Below are 15,787 nucleotides of genomic sequence, written 5' to 3'. Positions count from 1 at the left end.
ATTTGTAGAACGAAAGTCAAATCAGGTCAGGGGCTATCAAATTAGATGATCGCAATGTGATAGTCCCTTTCTTTAAAAACCGTTCTATTATGCCAACAAGTATTATAACCACAGACGATCTTCGGGATTTCAAGATGGAATTGCTCGACGACATTAAAAAGATTTTAGCAAAACAAGCCTCTGGCACACTGAAAAAATATCTGAAATCCTCCGAGGTAATGGAAATGCTTCAGATAAGCCCAGGAACACTTCAAAATTTACGTATCAATGGAACTCTCCCATTCAGCAAGATGGGCGGAATCATTTACTATGATATTGAGGACATTCAAAAAGTGATGCAGAATAGCCGCGTAAACCATCTCACTGAATAATTATGTATGAACTATATAAAACATCTCAATACGGTGTTTCAGCAATTTTCGATGGATTCCCGATTGAATCCCACTCACATAAGTTTGTATATGGCTTTGTTCCAATACTGGAATATCAATCGATTTCCTGATGAATTTTATATAAACCGTGAGGATATAATGAAGATGTCCAAAATAGGCTCTAAGGCTACATATCATAGGTGTCTAAAAAATATGCATAGCTGGAAATATATTAGATATCTCCCTTCGCATAATCCTTACAAAGGAAGCAAAATCAGGTTGCCCAAATTAGATACAAGTAGTGAAACAAGTGATGGGACAACTACGGAGCCAACAACTGAACAATTAGTGGGACAAGCATTGGTATCTTATAAAAACATTAATAAACATATAACAAACACTAATAAAGTTAAGCTACCAAAAGATAAAAATGAAGTTTTGATTTTTTTTGAAAAAAGAAAATGGCCAGAGCTGGAAGCAGAAAAATTCTTCAATCATTACAACGGTATCGGTTGGAAGGTCGGAGGGAAAATAGAAATTAAGGATTGGCATTACACAGCCGAAAACTGGATGCTAAAATCAAAAGAAATTGAAATGGTAAAAACAGTGTCCCAAAAACGGGACAACCTTAAAACCAGTAAAACCAAAAATTATGGTCAACCCCTCTAAAATTGTCGAAGGCGGTGTAGAATATTCGATTGGCAGGTTCAATGGGTTTGAAATGTTCTATGATTTTCCAAAGATCCTGATCTATCTGGATGCCAAAGGAAAATTGTTTTTTGGAAAAGATTTTAAAATTTATGAGGATGACAGGGACATCATCTATAAACTCAGTAATTATTTTATAAAGGATATTGAAAAGTGTGAAAAAGCAGAAATAGATCCTGATAAGGGGCTATTAATAACTGGCCCCGTGGGATGCGGAAAAACTTCATTGATGAAACTATTGCAATTCATTGTCCCCCTTCAGCGTCCATATTCCGTGATTCCCTGTCGGAACATTGTTTTTGGGTTCAACCATATTGGGTTTAAAGTCATTGAGGATTATGGAAATGGTAGTTTTTTCTGTTTTGATGACTTGGGCGTGGAACCTATTGGAAGACACTACGGACAGGACTGCAATGTAATGGGTGAGATTCTGCTTTCCCGGTATGAGTTATTTCTGAAAAGCAAGCTTAAAACACACGCGACTACAAATCTCAATGCAGAGGAATTGGAGGAGCTGTATGGAAACAGGGTTCGGAGCAGAATGCGTGAGATGTTCAACCTCATTGCTTTTGATACAAATGCTAAGGACAAACGAAAATAAAAACTGGAATTATGAAAGTAGCAACCTTTAATGTTCAAAACCTATTTCACAGGGAGAGAAGTTTGATTCAACAAACCCGCGGGAAATGTGTTTCTGATTGGATCATCGAATTTGACACACTTCTAAAAAAGAAAAAATGCGCTTCAAATACTAAGCGGTTAACGGAATTATCATTTCTGCTTGATTTTGATAAAACATATCAAAATCCATACGTTGTGATGCGAAAAAAAGCCGGAGAGCTTTACCTGAAAGGAATGAATTGTTCCAAAGAACTAAAATCGGGAGAGCTGACAGACTGGAACGGCTGGATTAAAGTTCAAACTGTTCCTATTGATCCAGAAGCCACAAACCATAAGGCAATGGTTATTTCAGAAATTAATCCTGATATTCTTGTATTGCAAGAAGTTGAGGATAAAATGTCCTTGGATGAGTTTAATAAATTCATCTTGCCAAAGTTTAATTGCGAGTCATTTCCGGAATGTATCCTAATCCCCAGTTCTGAAGGGAAAGGCCGTAATCAAGCATTGTTATTGAAGAATGGATATCAACTGGAATCCATTAAAGTTCATAAAATCGATGATTCTGAAAATGCAACCCAAGAATTATTGGAATATGAAATTCCAACTCCAAAAGGAAGAAGTATTCATTTGCTCTCTGCCTATTTCTATGAAAATAAAATTGATAAAGAACTAGCTTTTAAAATTAGAAAGAACCAAGCTTATCAAGTTTCCATAATTTATAAAATGTTTCAAATGCAAGGCAAAACCAATATTATAATTGCTGGAACTCTTAACGCTCCCTCCTATTGTAATTCCCTAGCTCCATTATTGCAGGAAACAGATTTGAAAGACATCAGTAAATGCAAAACATTTAATGTTGAGTTTGATGAAGGTAAGGATGCCACCTATTTTCGATTGGGGGCTTATCGAATGGGCGTGAATATTAAGCAACAAGATTATTTGCTACTATCTCCTGAGCTATTTTCAAGTGTAAAAAGTAGTGGGTTGAATCGGAAAGGGGGATGGCCAGAGAAGCGGCCTAATTGGAGGATATATTCAACTATACATAATAAGAATCAGGCAGCTAGCGGACATCCTGGGGTTTGGGGAGAAATCAATTTTTAATTATCTCTGTAAACTTATTGGAATAATGGATATGGAAGGGTCTAGGTAAAAAAGGAATCGATTTTTTTTACATTCCCTCAAAGTCATTAAAAAAGGTAAAATAGCATACTAAAAAACTAATCTTGCAAAACAATATAGCTTTAAGACTAAGTTATTCTATAGTCACACTTTTTGCTTTTTATGTCTCAGTATGTCACATAGTAAACAATGCCATCTGATGCCAAAAGTTTATTTTTATACGGATATAAAATTTACTTCCAAATCATCTTTGATATTGAAAATTGTCTTGGTATTCGGTGGGAATTGATTTCAGCGTAGTATGAAAATACTTAAATATATTTTAACGAAAAAACACATTAATATTATTCTAAATAGTAAATAAAATTTAATTTATTAATTCTTGTAAAAATTTTTAATTATGAACAAATTCTTCTCTTCACTCTTATTCATGGTAACCATTTTCAGTATGTACTCCCAATCAGGCGTTTTAGATACTTCCTTTGGCAATAATGGAATTGTATCAACCGTAATTAATGGGTCCTATAATCTTGCACAGACTTCTGTCGTTCAACCAGATGGAAAAATTCTCATTGCAGGCGAGGCTGGGGAACCATCCCCAATGACATTGGCTGTTGTTCGTTACAACACGGATGGAAGTCTTGATAGCACTTTTGGAAATGATGGAACGCTCTTAATCCAAGTGGGATCCGCTAAATCTTATGCGAGAAATATTATGTTGCAGGCTGATAGTAAAATTTTAATTGGGGCTTATACCTATGATGACATTGCCGCCGATTTTGCTATTGTCAGACTTAATGAAAATGGAGCGCTTGATAATTCATTTGGAAATAATGGAATTACCATCGCTGATAATGGAAGTCATGAAATAGTGGATGCAATGACACTTTTAAATGACGGCAAAATACTTTTGGCTGGAAATAATTATAGTGAATTTTTGGCGGCAAGATTTAATACTGATGGTTCTCTTGACACAAGTTTTGGGACAAATGGATGGATTGCAACTGAATTTGATTCCAGCGATAGCCAAGTTAAGGATGCAGTCTTGCAAGCTGACGGTAAGTTTTTGCTCGGGGGATATTCCTATAATAACTCAACTGGCATAAATAGTATGGCTGTTGCCAGATACAATGAAGATGGCTCTATTGACACAACATTTGGAACCGCGGGAAAAGTCACTATTAATTCTGGTAACAATGAGGATTATGCAGTGGCAATAGCAATACAAGCAGACGGAAAAATTTTAATAGGAGGCTACACCTACGTTGGCAACAATCCTCTTAGATATGATTTGGTGGTAGCACGATTGAATACCGATGGCTCCTTTGACAATAATTATGGCAACAATGGAATTACCATAAGCAGAGTGCTTGAGAACGGCCAAAATTATGCAGAACAAATGGTACTGCAACCAGATGAAAAAATAATATTGACAGGTTATGCGGCAGCAACAGATAATTACAATATGGCAATGATTCGTTTTGACACCGCTGGCAACGTAGATACTACTTTTGGCACTGACGGAAAAGTGAATACAGATATTAACGGAACGGCAGATTTTGGTAAAGCAATAGCTCTTCAACCAGACAATAAAATAATTATTGCGGGTTATTCATTTTCTCCCGCAGGTATTGGTGAAATCGTGGTAGCTCGTTACGACAACATTATTTTGGGAACCAATGATTATCAAAACCTAGGATTTCGCCTTTATCCAAATCCAACAAGGGAACAGTTAACTATAGAGTTGAACGATTCTTCTTCGAATTGTCAAATTGAAATTTTAGATATTTTAGGTAAAAAAGTAATTTCTTTGGAAATTCAAAAAATAGGACAAATTGATGTTTCAGCATTAGCTTCCGGAACTTATTTGGTGAAACTTAATTCTGAAAATAGAACAAATGTCGTTCGATTTATAAAACAATAATTAGTTTCAATTTCATAAATTATAAAAAGGGTTATCTAATACAGTTAGCCTTTTTTATTATATACATATTACCCCATTTAAATATTGCTTTTAACAAGATTATATCTTTCAATTCTAAAAAGAGTAAAATGTAATAGGTTCTAGACTTTAGAATATCAAAAACCTTTAGAGTATCTAAGCTCATGCCACAATACCATTATTATTTCCCTCAAAATTTTCATTGCTTTTAAAAATAATTTTTTCAAAATTTAATGTTTAATATAGTTGAATATCACATTTAAGATTACCCATGCCACAGCATCTGCGTTTTGGGATTTTGAATAATATCCAATCTCGTTATTATTGCTCAAAAAACCAATTTCCAGAAGCGCTGACGGAAAACAATCATTAGTTTCCTTCAAAACTTGAAAATTCGCAAACTTCACGCCCCTACTTTCAGATTCTAGATTCTTCTTAATGCTCTTTTGAATTTTATATGCCAGCATTATTGATTTCTGGGAGAATTTGCCTTGGTTCTTGGAAACATATACTTCAACACCTCGCGCATTTGGATTAACGGAATAATTGCAATGTAGTGAGATGAAAAAATTTGCCTTTAACGCCTTGGCTATCTTAGTTCTGTCTCCCAATGAAATAAGAGTGTCCTTATATCGAGTTAGATATATTTCGTGCTGATTCTTAAAGAAGGTATTATTTAGTTCTGCGATCTTCTTCGCGATTTTTAGAACTATATCCTTTTCTTTAATATCATTTATACCGACTGCTCCAGAATCCCGTCCCCCGTGGCCAGGGTCGATTACAATTATCAGTTTTCTATTCTGGTCTGTTTGTGCTAACAGAGAATTTTGAAAGCCAAATACTTTTAAAACCAAAATGATCCCAAATAAAACCTTGAGCTGAACCATAATAACTTCTTGTTTTGAACAAAATTCAAAGATTCATTTCCATTTCTAACAATCCTCCAAAGTTTAACACTGGTTCACGTTAAAGTTTAAGGAATTTCTTCCTCTCCCTTCTTTTCATAATAGATTTCGTAAAATTTCAATAACCAACCTATTCTAGGTTTATAAAAACGCACAGTTATGAAAAGGTCTATTTTCATTTTAACAGCTCTTTTGTTTTCATTCACAAATGGCTTCGCACAGATCGGTGGAATCGAGGATTCCGTACAGGATGTTTCCGACACCATTCGAACCGTCTTTCCTATTATTCTTGGGGTAATCTTTCTCGTTGGTTTTCTTTTCAATGCCGGACATTTCTTCGGCGAGAATGCAGATCTAAAAAAAGGAATTACACGGGTTTTGGTATTCGTACTGATCGCGGGAGCCGTGGTAGGAATCTTTACTTATTTAATTGGCATCGTGGTGTAATGAAACAGTACGAACCATATAAAAACATTCGGAAACGGGCGGTCATTTTTGGGCTGCCCATCTCCCTGTTTGCCCTAATGATGATTTCGGTAATCGCATCACTTTTAATTATCATTTTCTCATTCAGCTTTGGGATTATTATAGGGGTTATCATTTTGAATGTGGGCCTATTTATAGCACTCATTAGAATTACAAACAATCCGCAATTGTTTCATTTCTCAAAACCCTTTCCACAGATAATCAGCAACAAAAAACCAACACTTTTCAATTATGAAGAAGATTAACGTAGCCGCATATCACCCAATCGTGGATATTCAGGATAATGTCGTCTTTGCCAATAATGGCAATGTGGTTATTTGCTATTCCGGCAATCTTCCCGAGATATATTCCTTATCAGAAAAAGATTTCGAGGATATTCATGGAGCTTGGTTCCAGGCGATAAAATCCTTACCGACTGGATGCGTGGTTCACAAACAGGATGTCTATCTAAAAAGGAGTTTTACGTCAGAAAATCTACCGAACAAAACCTTTCTTGAAAAAGCCACACACAATCATTTCAAGGGACGGGAATATATGGAGCACAATTGCTATCTATTCTTTATTCTGACCAAAAGCAAGGCGCTCAACAATGCAAAATATATAAATCCCTTCAAAAAGGTTACAAAAACAGTTGTTCCGGAAATGGACGATACCATTCACAGTTTTCTTGGGGCGGTCAACGATTCCGTTTCTTTTATAAACAACAGTAGAAAAATCGAGTTCACTCCCTTGAATTCAAAGGAAATTCAAAGTTTGACAAATGGTTATTTTAACGGTTTCAATGAGGGGTTTGATACGGATATCATCCTCGAAAAAAAGGAATTGAATATTGGAGAGAATTATTTTGATGTACTATCCATAAATAGCGAACTGTGCTTTGGGGAAAATGTGCAGAGCAGCAAGACCAATGAACACTTTACTTCGGACGATTTTGTTTTCCACCAAGGTTTTATCGATGGACTAGGTCTTACGCTCAATGAAAATCATATCGTCAATCAAATAATCTATTTGGATGACAAACAGAAATGGCGTAAGATCCTCGACAAGAAAATTGAGGAACTCAACAAAAGCTCCAATTTCGGATCACAGAATAAAGTAGTCCTAAAGAAAATCCTATATATTCAGGACCAAATAAACTCCGATGACAATGCCCGTGTAATTCGAGGCCATCTTAATATTATTTATTGGGATAAGGATTTAAAAAACCTTGAGAAAATCAGTTCCAAAATAAAGACCGAATTTAAGGATCTGGATATCATCCCCTATTATCCGCGTGGCGAGGAACGTAAAAATTATATTCTCAACAGCTATTGCTGTTTTTCTTCAAATTTTTCCAATGATGATCTTTACGTTACGGATTTAAAACACGCCTTGTGCCTACTGGTCAATAACACCAATTATAAATCGGATGCCACGGGTGTAATTTTCAATGACAGAGAACATAATATTCCTGTTTTGAAAGATGTATGGGACGATAAAAAGAAACGCATAAAGGCCAGAAACTTTGCAATCTTCGCCCCAACCGGCGAAGGAAAATCCTTTTTGGCAAACAATATTCTTCGGCAATATTTCGAGAGTGGAGTTAGACTTGTAATTATTGATTTGGGAGGTTCCTATACCAAATTCGCGAAACTTTATCCAGAACAGTATACAGTGCTGCGTTATGAGAGTGGAAAGAACCTCGGGATTAATCCTTTTTATATAAGTGATGTTAAAGATTTGACTCCCGAACGTCTGGAAGATCTTTCTGTATTTCTTTTTGAACTGTTCGCGTCCGATCTAAAAGTGACGAAGGCACAATCTGTTTCGGTCAAGAAAATACTTAGATACTATTATAAGCAAACCAAGTCCGATCACTCACTTAGCAGTTTCTATGACTTCATTGAAACCAATCAGGATTCGCTTCTGGATAAATTAAAGATCCATACCGATTATTTCAATACCACGAACTTCCTCCACATAATGTCGGAATATGTGGGTGACGGTATCTACAGTTTCCTTTTTGAGGTAAGCGAGGACCAGACCTATAAAATTGAGGACAAAAGGTTGATTGTTTTTGAGCTGGATGAAGTAAAGGACAATAAAGAAATCCTTTCCGTGATGTTGAAGCTCATTAAATCTGCCATCCAAAGAACCATTTGGAAAAACCGTGCTGAAAAAGGAATCATTTTGTTCGATGAGTTTGCAAAACAGCTCAAGTTCGAGAATGTGTTGGAAAGTGTTGAATTCTATTACCAAGCCATAAGAAAACAGAACGGCGCCATTGGGATCATTCTTCAGTCCATAAACCAACTTCCCAACAATTCAACATCAGCAAGTATTTTGGAGAATACACAGGTCATTTACAGTCTCCATAATGAAAAGGGATATGACGAATTGCAGAAAAGGCTCAACCTCTCAAGTCACGATCTGAACCAACTAAAATCAATCAAGAATAACCTATCCGGGCCAAGAAAGTACACCGAAATGTTTATCAAGATAGGAAAGGAAAGCAACATCTTCCGATTGGAAGTACCCAAAAAAGTTTATGCCGCATATCTAACTGATGGAGCGGAAAATGAAGAAATAATGAAGCTTTACGAAAAGCATCAAAATATGGAAAAAGCAATCACTGAATATACATCTTAAAAACAAATATTATGAAATCGAAGATTCACGAAAACCGAAACAAATTTTTAGCGATGAGTAAAACAAAATTTTTATTACTCGCAACTGCCTTACTATTCACAATGAATATTAAAGCCCAAGGAATTCCAGTTTATGACAACACCAGCTTTCTAAGTTTTGTAAAACAGCTGATTGAATCTGGAAAACAGACTTCCAATCTTATGAAGACCGTAAATTTTTTAAAAACACAGAAAGAAAATTTTGAAAAGGTGAACGATGTGGTCAAACAGTTAAAAGCCGTACAGGAGATCAATCGGGACAATCAACGGTTGATTGACATTGTAAATGAGGAGTTAAGGGATATTCTTAATTCCCCGTATATAAAACCCGATGAGATCACACGTATTTCGAGTTCCTTCAATTCTATCATCGACACCTCCCTAAACAATCTGGACTATATAGATCAAATACTTTCCAGCGATTATATGAAAATGACCGATGCGGAAAGAGCTTCGATCTTAAAGGACAAAGAACTTCAGACAAAGGAGATGGTGGCCGAAATCGAAAAAAAGACCGAACGCTATCGGGATATTATTTCTTTTAGAAAAATGCAGGATAAGGTAAATAACCGAGAAATAGGATACTAAAATGACCGCCGCAATCTCATTGGGAATAGGTCTGGAATATATTGACACCATATACCAGACCATACAGAACAGCGAGTTTTCCCAATACACCATTGGTGGCATGAAAACGCTCGCAGTACTGTTCTTTTTGATCAATATTCTCAAAAAGTACAATGAGGGCGCGGTAGATAAGGATGGTTATACATGGGGGCTTAGCCCTGGGGAGCTTATCAAAAATTTTGTGGTTGTTATCCTCGTTATTTTTTCAACACAGGTCTTGGGATTCTTTGATGGCATATTGGTCGCCATTGAATCCCAGTATCGAAGCACAGCTCCAGCCCTGCTCCCGCTCCAAATGCAGGATATGCCACTGGAAGAGGAGGTTGGCGCACTGGATATGTTTCAGAAAGCAATGGCGCTATTGTATGATGCTCTGGTAACACCATTATATGGATTTAAGATTTTTGCCTTTATCATAAGCCTATTTCTTTGGATATTGGATCTGTTTATCTATCCATTGTTCTTGGCAGAACGGTTCTTTCTCTTGGGAATAATGCGTGCGTTCTTTCCACTTGTTATCAGCTTGGCGGTTTTTGAAAAATTCCGTTCACTTGCCTATACCTTTTTTAAATTATATGCCGCTGTTTATATGTTGGTGCCCGCTTTCTTTTTGGTGAATGTTTTTATTAATGCGATCTATACTGAAATAAACACCAATTTCTGGGTAAATCTTTTCGGGACCGATGTAGGAAGCCGATTCTTTGCACCTGTCGTAGAATTGGGCTCCATAGGATTTATCGTATTCCTAAAGTTCAAACTTTATAAACGGGCCACTTCATTCACGCTAAGACTTTTTACCGCATAATGCGGATGTATAAATTATGAAAACACCTTATAAAAATATATACACTGTACTTAAGACAAATCGATTCATTGTAATTGCCGTTTTGGCCTTCTCCTTTCTTTCAAGTGGTATCGCCATATGGTCTGTTTTTAGCATTAATAACAAGGCCTTGAACAACACCTTCGCCGTTAATACCGATGGGTCTGTTATTCCCTTAAAATGGGTAGCGCAAAAGGAAAATCTAAAAGTAGAGGCCTTGGCACACCTTGATCTTTTTCACACCTATTTCTACAATATAGACGCCAGCAATTATGAGAAGAATTTAGAAAAAGCTTTGTGGTTGGGAAACAGTTCTGTCGATAATCTGTACCGACAAAAAAAGGCGGATGGGGTATACAATAGATTGCTCCAATATTCACTTGTCCAGAAAGTACTGAGCATTGAATCACAACTGGATCTTCAAAGCAATTCATACACATTCCAATCCACTACAATATTTGAAATCAACCGTGGGACCGTTGTGGACAGATATGAATTGATTTCCACTGGCAATTTGATTGTTGTGGACAGAAACTTCCCCAAGAACACACATGGACTTTTGATTACCAATTATTTTGAAAAATCCCTTAAAAAGCTGACAAATGAAAATTGAAAAGAACAAAATAGTATTCGGTTCTGTCCTCGCGGTAGTGTTGATTTTTATAATCACATACTCGATTACGGTTATGTCTAGCGACGAAACCGATAGCGAAAACATAACACAAACCGCCGTGCCAGAACTGGACGAAAACCAGAAAGAGTACAAAAGTAAACTGGAAGCAATAGATGCTCTAAAGGAAATTAGGGAAACCAATGCCCCCAGTATTTACGATGAAAAGAAAATAGATTCCTTGGGTTTCTATGATCCTGATTTTATGGACAAAGAGAAAGTCAGAATTGTTGATAGCATCTACAAGCACAACAAAATCAACTATTCAAAAGATACTTATGTGGTACCAGAACGGTATCGAAGAAAACCAAAAGTGGACGAGGATTCCCTAACGAATGAAAAAGATGAGGCTATTGCTCTAAAAGAACTTGGAGTGGAACATCAATTATTTTTTGCTTCCGATCCAATGGCTAATCCCAAATTAGGCATCGCAAATACCGATTCGGAAATATTTGTGGAAGTGGACGGAAACCAAGTAGTGAAAATCAATTATCGCTTGCGAATGCGCTTACTAAAGGCGGCAGTAATAAATGGAGTTAAAGTTCCCGAAAATACACCCGTTTTTGGTTTCATAAGTTTCAAACCGAACCGTGCTTTGATTGAAATTGAGAACATTAATCACCGTCCGGTCAAGTTAAAGGCATTCGACCTTCAGGACGGAAGCGAAGGGATATATGTGGAGAACAGTTTCCGGTCAGATGCTACTCGGGAGGTGGTAGATGATATAGTTGGGGATATCAATATTAATGGGGTGCCGGAGATAAGCGGAGTCCAGAAAATATTTCGTAAAAACTATAGAACCGTCAAGGTCACCGTCACCAATAATTACAAACTAATACTAAAACCAACGTTATGAAAAATTCAATTTTATTTGCAAGTTTATTTCTTGCCAGCATCTTGTTAGAAGCACAAAATATAACCCCAATGGATACTATTTTTGCAAACGATCAAAAGAACGTTTCCCTGTTTTTTCCCAACCCAGTTCGCCAGGGAATAGTAGGTTCCGATAATTTCGTATTTACCTATAATCGCGAAAAGGAACAATACTTTGGGCTGCTCCAGGCAAAGCCCGGAAAGCCAAGCAATCTTTTAATTATCAATTCCAATGGCTCAATTTTTACATACATCATAAGCTATAAGGAGCAACTGGAAAAGCTGAATTATTTTATTCCCCAATCGGAAAACATTGGATTTGAGCAGCCAAGATTTACAGAGAGTTCCGATTCTACTAATGTTGCCAATCTGTTCACGGACAAAACATTTTACTACGAAAGGTTTTGTTCTTTTCTGTTGACAAGGAAACAACATATTGGGAACATTCAAAAACGTAAAAACGGTATTGTTCTAAGTTTGGAAAACATTGTTTTTGACAAGGAGGAGCTATATTTCGTAATCAAAATTGAAAACAAGTCTTCGTTGGACTATGACCTGAATTTCTTGGATATTTCGACACAAACCAGAAAACAGGGGAAAAAGAAGTCAATACAGCGAATTTCACAGCATCCAAATTTCAAGTATAATGTGCCGACCAAAGTTGGCGAGAAAGAAATAAAAAGAATGGTTTATGTTCTTCCCAAGTTTTCATTAAGCAATGACAAAATGATTGTTTTGGAATTGAATGAAAAAAATGGAGAGCGAAATATAAAAATGAAAGTATCCAATAAATATATCAATAACCCAAATTGAAACTGATATGAAAAATTTAGCGTTAATACTTCTGCTTCTTGTTGGTGCAGCTTGCTCTCAACAAAACCTGTCCCCTACTGAAACATCTAAAGTTGTTGTGGAAAGTTTCTATAGTAAAGACAATCAGAAATTAAAAGAATACACTACTCCTGAAAGCTATGAGGCTTTCTTATCCATACAGGATATAATGACCGCCGAAACTTCTGGAAAATCCAACTTTAAGGTTTTACAGGAAAAAGTTGATGGGGATGTTGCTTGGGTTCAATTCTCTACTTCTTATGAAGAGAAGCCGGAGACTTTTAAGCTTGTCAAAAATGATGGAATGTGGAAGGTTGCGGAGAAGGGATTGAAGGAGAAATCACCTTTTTAAAGCACTATCCCATAAGGGTGTAAGTTAATTTTCACCCTTTAAATTAACTTGCCAATATCCTCTTGTACCTTCCTTCCTTTCTAAAAAACCTTTATGTTTAATGGAATTAATATGTTTTCCTACAGCAGATTCGTTAATACCTAATTCTTCAGCTATCTCGTTATAAGTTATAGCTTCATTTGCTACTATAAGTTTTAAAACTTCTTTTTGTCTTTTAGTAAGTTTAGTACTTTCTTCAATTGCACCACCTATTTCACTACCTATTACACCACCTATTACACCACCTTTTTCATTATCATTAGTAGTATCATCTTTATCAGCAACATTAACAGCAGTTTTATTAGTAACCAATGTCATTCGAAGAAAGTTTTCACTAAAGCTAAAACTCTCTTTTCCATAGTGTTCTAAAATACGTGGAATACCAGAACCCAACTGTTCCACCAATTCTAAATCCTTAAAAATACGCATCAGTTCTTTATTCCGAGGAACAGAAAAGCCTTCAAAAAATTCTTGTTTGCTCAAACCTTCCGGCAATCCACCAGCAGATGTAATCTCAATTCGGTCTGAAAAGATTTCAAATTTTGGGGGAATTTCATTTGTATAATCATTGTGGACAAACGCATTGATGATGGCTTCACGCAGGGCAATCGGATTCCAAAGATTGTTCTGTTGTCGTTCTTTGGATGTGATTTTAGTATTGGTTTTATTCTCTACCGCAATTTTATCAATAACTTGTTTGGTCGCTTTTACCAAACTTTCGTGACCATATTCGTTGCTTTCTATTAAATCCGCACGAGTTGTACCTGAATATTTAGCAACTTTTAAAGATGTATTATTTTTGTCAGCCAATAAATAGGCAGCATAATTATATAAACCGTCTTCAGTAAGAAGTTCCAGATTTTTAGCAAAAGTATTCCCAAGACTATAACCTGATTCTTGATAATATATTTTTAATTGACTGAAAGTTAAATCTTGTCTATTTGCCTTGATTTTGCTTATGGAATTACGGGTGCGTCTGGCAAAAAGCTCATCAATCATCTTTTGTGGCATAGGTTCTGCGGCTGAACCTAAACGAATAAAACAACCTTTTTCACTCATCCCATATTTTTTGAGATGATATGGTTTTTCCGGGCCACTGGCGACAATGACTTTGAGGATGTCCATTCCATCCCTAACTTCACTAACAATATCAAATAGCCCCATTGCAGAGGGACGAATATTATTTTTTAATCTGTCTTTTAGTTTTAGTTGGTCTCCATCAGAATCTGTCAATCCGTATGTGTTTCCATTTTTATCTATGCCAATAAATAGAATGCCACCTTCACGATAGTTCAAAAAAGCGACAACCTCTTTTTCAAGTCCTTCGGAAAGTTCTCTTTTATATTCTAAGCGATTGGTTTCGGTCATTAATTAAATAATAAAATCAGGCAGTAAAGATACTGATATTAAGTTGTGAAAATAGATTCTGCTTTCTGAGATAAAGTGTCGGGTATTTTTAAATTTGTAAATCATATTTTATTCTTTCTTTGTGAAAAAAAACTTGATATCCAATTTTTTTTATGACACCATCTGAACAGTACGTTGCAGAACTTTGCCAAAAATCGTTTCTTCCTTTTTGGAATTTCCCCAATCCAATAGGCAAAAAGAATAAAGAATTGTGTGATGTTTTAGTTGTGTTTGGCAATTATATTTTAATCATATCGGTAAAGGATATTAGGGTGTCTAGCCATACTGATAAAAAAGTTCAATACGAGCGTTGGTTGAAAAAAGCAGTTGAAGATTCAGCAAAGCAAATTTATGGTGCAGAGCGCTTTCTTAAAACTGTAGATGAAGTATATTCGAAAAATAGAACAAATAAGATTTCTCTTCCACCTAAAAACAACAGGATAATATTTAGGATTTCTATTGCATTTGGAAGTGACAACACATTCCCTTTACCATATGGGAATTTTGGTCAAGGCTACATACACGTTTTTGATGAGGAAACAACCTCTATACTTTTAACCGAATTAGACACTATAACAGATTTTACAAGATACCTTACTGACAAAGTGCAATTTCTAAAAGGAAAATACTTTTCAATGCCCAAAGAATCTGATTTTCTTGCTTTCTACATTCAGACTGGTCTTGATATTGATAAAAAAGTTGATTCAATAGTATCAGATGGTGGCTTATGGGAATCTTACGTAGAATCCGAAGAATATGTAGAATGGCAAAAACTTTTACCTCAAAGTAAAATTTGGGATTATATGATTGCTCAATTGCACGACTACCATATTTCCGAAGAAACAACAGACGAACGCAGAAACGAATTAGAGGAAGCTATTCGAGTTATCAATCAAGAATCTCGTATAAACAGAATAGAATTAGGCGGCATTTTAGATAATGCTATTCAAAGAAAATCAAGTGCCCGAATGTTAAGGCCTCTGAAAGATGCAAAACATTGTTATGTTTTTATGCCATTAACATCCTTGAACTGGGAAGGCAAAGAAAAAGAATTAGAGTTAAGATGTATAGTAGCAAGAATGGACAATCCAACTGTTGATTGGGTCATTGGTATAGCATTTGGCAACAATGGTGATGGACGAGATGTTTATGATATTTGTTCTCACTACATTCCAGAAATGAGTGAAAAATTTATTACACGCGCCAAAGAAGTACAAGACGAATTAGGCTATTTTAAAAAACCAACTATCTCAAATAGTAAAGCTTACAGGAAGGAAGATTTTAAAGGATTTGGACTTTAGTAGTCCCGCAATCATAAAAGCAGGAAAAACTTTGTTAAATTTA

At 35.9% G+C, this 15,787-nt stretch carries 17 protein-coding genes; 15 read left to right on the top strand and 2 right to left on the bottom strand.

The annotated features are described in order from the left end of the window. Positions 1-89 precede the first annotated feature (89 nt). The 5 genes from ESU54_RS09245 (at position 90) to ESU54_RS09225 (ending at position 4,746) form a co-directional block, all read left to right on the top strand. Positions 90-371 (top strand): helix-turn-helix domain-containing protein, encoded by a 282-nt coding sequence (locus tag ESU54_RS09245; RefSeq protein ID WP_111844349.1) that lies wholly within the window; start codon positions 90-92, stop codon positions 369-371. Positions 372-377: 6 nt separating this feature from the next. Next, a complete protein-coding gene (locus ESU54_RS09240; RefSeq protein ID WP_111844348.1) occupies positions 378-1,040 on the top strand; it encodes a hypothetical protein in 663 nt (220 codons plus the stop codon). After that, positions 1,024-1,680, top strand: coding sequence for a P-loop NTPase family protein (locus ESU54_RS09235; RefSeq protein WP_111844347.1), 657 nt, complete (start codon positions 1,024-1,026; stop codon positions 1,678-1,680). Before ESU54_RS09240 ends, ESU54_RS09235 begins: the two co-directional genes overlap by 17 nt. Positions 1,681-1,691: 11 nt before the next feature. Beyond that, on the top strand, positions 1,692-2,804 hold the full coding sequence (locus tag ESU54_RS09230) for an exonuclease/endonuclease/phosphatase family protein (RefSeq protein ID WP_146743987.1): 1,113 nt from the start codon (positions 1,692-1,694) through the stop codon (positions 2,802-2,804). Positions 2,805-3,222: 418 nt separating this feature from the next. Next, on the top strand, positions 3,223-4,746 hold the full coding sequence (locus ESU54_RS09225) for a T9SS type A sorting domain-containing protein (RefSeq protein ID WP_111844345.1): 1,524 nt from the start codon (positions 3,223-3,225) through the stop codon (positions 4,744-4,746). Positions 4,747-4,994: 248 nt separating this feature from the next. Here ESU54_RS09225 and ESU54_RS09220 read toward each other — a convergent pair whose 3' ends face one another. Then, positions 4,995-5,651 (bottom strand): N-acetylmuramoyl-L-alanine amidase family protein, encoded by a 657-nt coding sequence (locus ESU54_RS09220; protein WP_111844344.1) that lies wholly within the window; start codon positions 5,649-5,651, stop codon positions 4,995-4,997. A 177-nt stretch (positions 5,652-5,828) separates the two neighbouring features. On the opposite strand from ESU54_RS09220, the gene ESU54_RS09215 reads away from it, so the two are divergent. The 9 genes from ESU54_RS09215 to ESU54_RS09175 are packed head-to-tail and all read left to right on the top strand — an operon-like array spanning position 5,829 to position 12,997. Then, positions 5,829-6,116: a hypothetical protein gene (locus ESU54_RS09215; RefSeq protein WP_111844343.1), complete on the top strand. Its 288-nt coding sequence runs from the start codon at positions 5,829-5,831 to the stop codon at positions 6,114-6,116. Next, complete coding sequence (locus tag ESU54_RS09210) at positions 6,116-6,400, top strand: hypothetical protein (protein WP_111844342.1); 285 nt, start codon at positions 6,116-6,118, stop codon at positions 6,398-6,400. The genes ESU54_RS09215 and ESU54_RS09210 overlap by 1 nt, the downstream gene beginning before the upstream one ends. Beyond that, on the top strand, positions 6,387-8,783 hold the full coding sequence (locus tag ESU54_RS09205; protein WP_111844341.1) for a TraG family conjugative transposon ATPase: 2,397 nt from the start codon (positions 6,387-6,389) through the stop codon (positions 8,781-8,783). The genes ESU54_RS09210 and ESU54_RS09205 overlap by 14 nt, the downstream gene beginning before the upstream one ends. A gap of 11 nt (positions 8,784-8,794) precedes the next feature. Beyond that, a complete protein-coding gene (locus tag ESU54_RS09200; protein WP_235004571.1) occupies positions 8,795-9,409 on the top strand; it encodes a type IV secretion system protein in 615 nt (204 codons plus the stop codon). A gap of 1 nt (position 9,410) precedes the next feature. Then, on the top strand, positions 9,411-10,253 hold the full coding sequence (locus ESU54_RS09195; RefSeq protein ID WP_111844339.1) for a hypothetical protein: 843 nt from the start codon (positions 9,411-9,413) through the stop codon (positions 10,251-10,253). 16 nt (positions 10,254-10,269) lie between these two features. Next, positions 10,270-10,884 (top strand): conjugal transfer protein TraK, encoded by a 615-nt coding sequence (locus tag ESU54_RS09190; protein ID WP_111844338.1) that lies wholly within the window; start codon positions 10,270-10,272, stop codon positions 10,882-10,884. Next, positions 10,874-11,797, top strand: coding sequence for a conjugative transposon protein TraM (traM, locus tag ESU54_RS09185; protein ID WP_111844337.1), 924 nt, complete (start codon positions 10,874-10,876; stop codon positions 11,795-11,797). The genes ESU54_RS09190 and traM overlap by 11 nt, the downstream gene beginning before the upstream one ends. Continuing rightward, positions 11,794-12,627 carry a DUF4138 domain-containing protein gene (locus ESU54_RS09180; RefSeq protein ID WP_111844336.1) on the top strand — a complete coding sequence of 278 codons (834 nt, stop codon included), beginning with the start codon at positions 11,794-11,796 and terminating at the stop codon, positions 12,625-12,627. Before traM ends, ESU54_RS09180 begins: the two co-directional genes overlap by 4 nt. 7 nt (positions 12,628-12,634) lie before the next feature. Beyond that, on the top strand, positions 12,635-12,997 hold the full coding sequence (locus tag ESU54_RS09175) for a DUF4878 domain-containing protein (protein ID WP_111844335.1): 363 nt from the start codon (positions 12,635-12,637) through the stop codon (positions 12,995-12,997). Between the two features lie 24 nt (positions 12,998-13,021). Here the strand turns inward: ESU54_RS09175 and ESU54_RS09170 are convergent, their stop codons facing one another. Beyond that, positions 13,022-14,404, bottom strand: a complete 1,383-nt coding sequence (locus tag ESU54_RS09170; RefSeq protein ID WP_111844334.1) for an RNA-binding domain-containing protein — start codon at positions 14,402-14,404, stop codon at positions 13,022-13,024. 152 nt (positions 14,405-14,556) lie between these two features. On the opposite strand from ESU54_RS09170, the gene ESU54_RS18075 reads away from it, so the two are divergent. Next, positions 14,557-15,744, top strand: coding sequence for a hypothetical protein (locus tag ESU54_RS18075; RefSeq protein ID WP_235004570.1), 1,188 nt, complete (start codon positions 14,557-14,559; stop codon positions 15,742-15,744). The last annotated feature ends 43 nt before the right edge of the window (positions 15,745-15,787 follow it).

Source organism: Aequorivita antarctica (assembly GCF_007997155.1).
Taxonomy (GTDB): Bacteria; Bacteroidota; Bacteroidia; order Flavobacteriales; family Flavobacteriaceae; genus Aequorivita; species Aequorivita antarctica.
This window is presented reverse-complemented; position numbering and strand designations above follow the sequence as displayed.

Coding starts and splice junctions, on each gene's coding strand:
- ESU54_RS09245 (WP_111844349.1), top strand. CDS start 90: ATGCCAACAAGTATTATAACCACAGACGATCTTCGGGATTTCAAGATG.
- ESU54_RS09240 (WP_111844348.1), top strand. CDS start 378: ATGAACTATATAAAACATCTCAATACGGTGTTTCAGCAATTTTCGATG.
- ESU54_RS09235 (WP_111844347.1), top strand. CDS start 1,024: ATGGTCAACCCCTCTAAAATTGTCGAAGGCGGTGTAGAATATTCGATT.
- ESU54_RS09230 (WP_146743987.1), top strand. CDS start 1,692: ATGAAAGTAGCAACCTTTAATGTTCAAAACCTATTTCACAGGGAGAGA.
- ESU54_RS09225 (WP_111844345.1), top strand. CDS start 3,223: ATGAACAAATTCTTCTCTTCACTCTTATTCATGGTAACCATTTTCAGT.
- ESU54_RS09220 (WP_111844344.1), bottom strand. CDS start 5,651: ATGGTTCAGCTCAAGGTTTTATTTGGGATCATTTTGGTTTTAAAAGTA.
- ESU54_RS09215 (WP_111844343.1), top strand. CDS start 5,829: ATGAAAAGGTCTATTTTCATTTTAACAGCTCTTTTGTTTTCATTCACA.
- ESU54_RS09210 (WP_111844342.1), top strand. CDS start 6,116: ATGAAACAGTACGAACCATATAAAAACATTCGGAAACGGGCGGTCATT.
- ESU54_RS09205 (WP_111844341.1), top strand. CDS start 6,387: ATGAAGAAGATTAACGTAGCCGCATATCACCCAATCGTGGATATTCAG.
- ESU54_RS09200 (WP_235004571.1), top strand. CDS start 8,795: ATGAAATCGAAGATTCACGAAAACCGAAACAAATTTTTAGCGATGAGT.
- ESU54_RS09195 (WP_111844339.1), top strand. CDS start 9,411: ATGACCGCCGCAATCTCATTGGGAATAGGTCTGGAATATATTGACACC.
- ESU54_RS09190 (WP_111844338.1), top strand. CDS start 10,270: ATGAAAACACCTTATAAAAATATATACACTGTACTTAAGACAAATCGA.
- traM (WP_111844337.1), top strand. CDS start 10,874: ATGAAAATTGAAAAGAACAAAATAGTATTCGGTTCTGTCCTCGCGGTA.
- ESU54_RS09180 (WP_111844336.1), top strand. CDS start 11,794: ATGAAAAATTCAATTTTATTTGCAAGTTTATTTCTTGCCAGCATCTTG.
- ESU54_RS09175 (WP_111844335.1), top strand. CDS start 12,635: ATGAAAAATTTAGCGTTAATACTTCTGCTTCTTGTTGGTGCAGCTTGC.
- ESU54_RS09170 (WP_111844334.1), bottom strand. CDS start 14,404: ATGACCGAAACCAATCGCTTAGAATATAAAAGAGAACTTTCCGAAGGA.
- ESU54_RS18075 (WP_235004570.1), top strand. CDS start 14,557: ATGACACCATCTGAACAGTACGTTGCAGAACTTTGCCAAAAATCGTTT.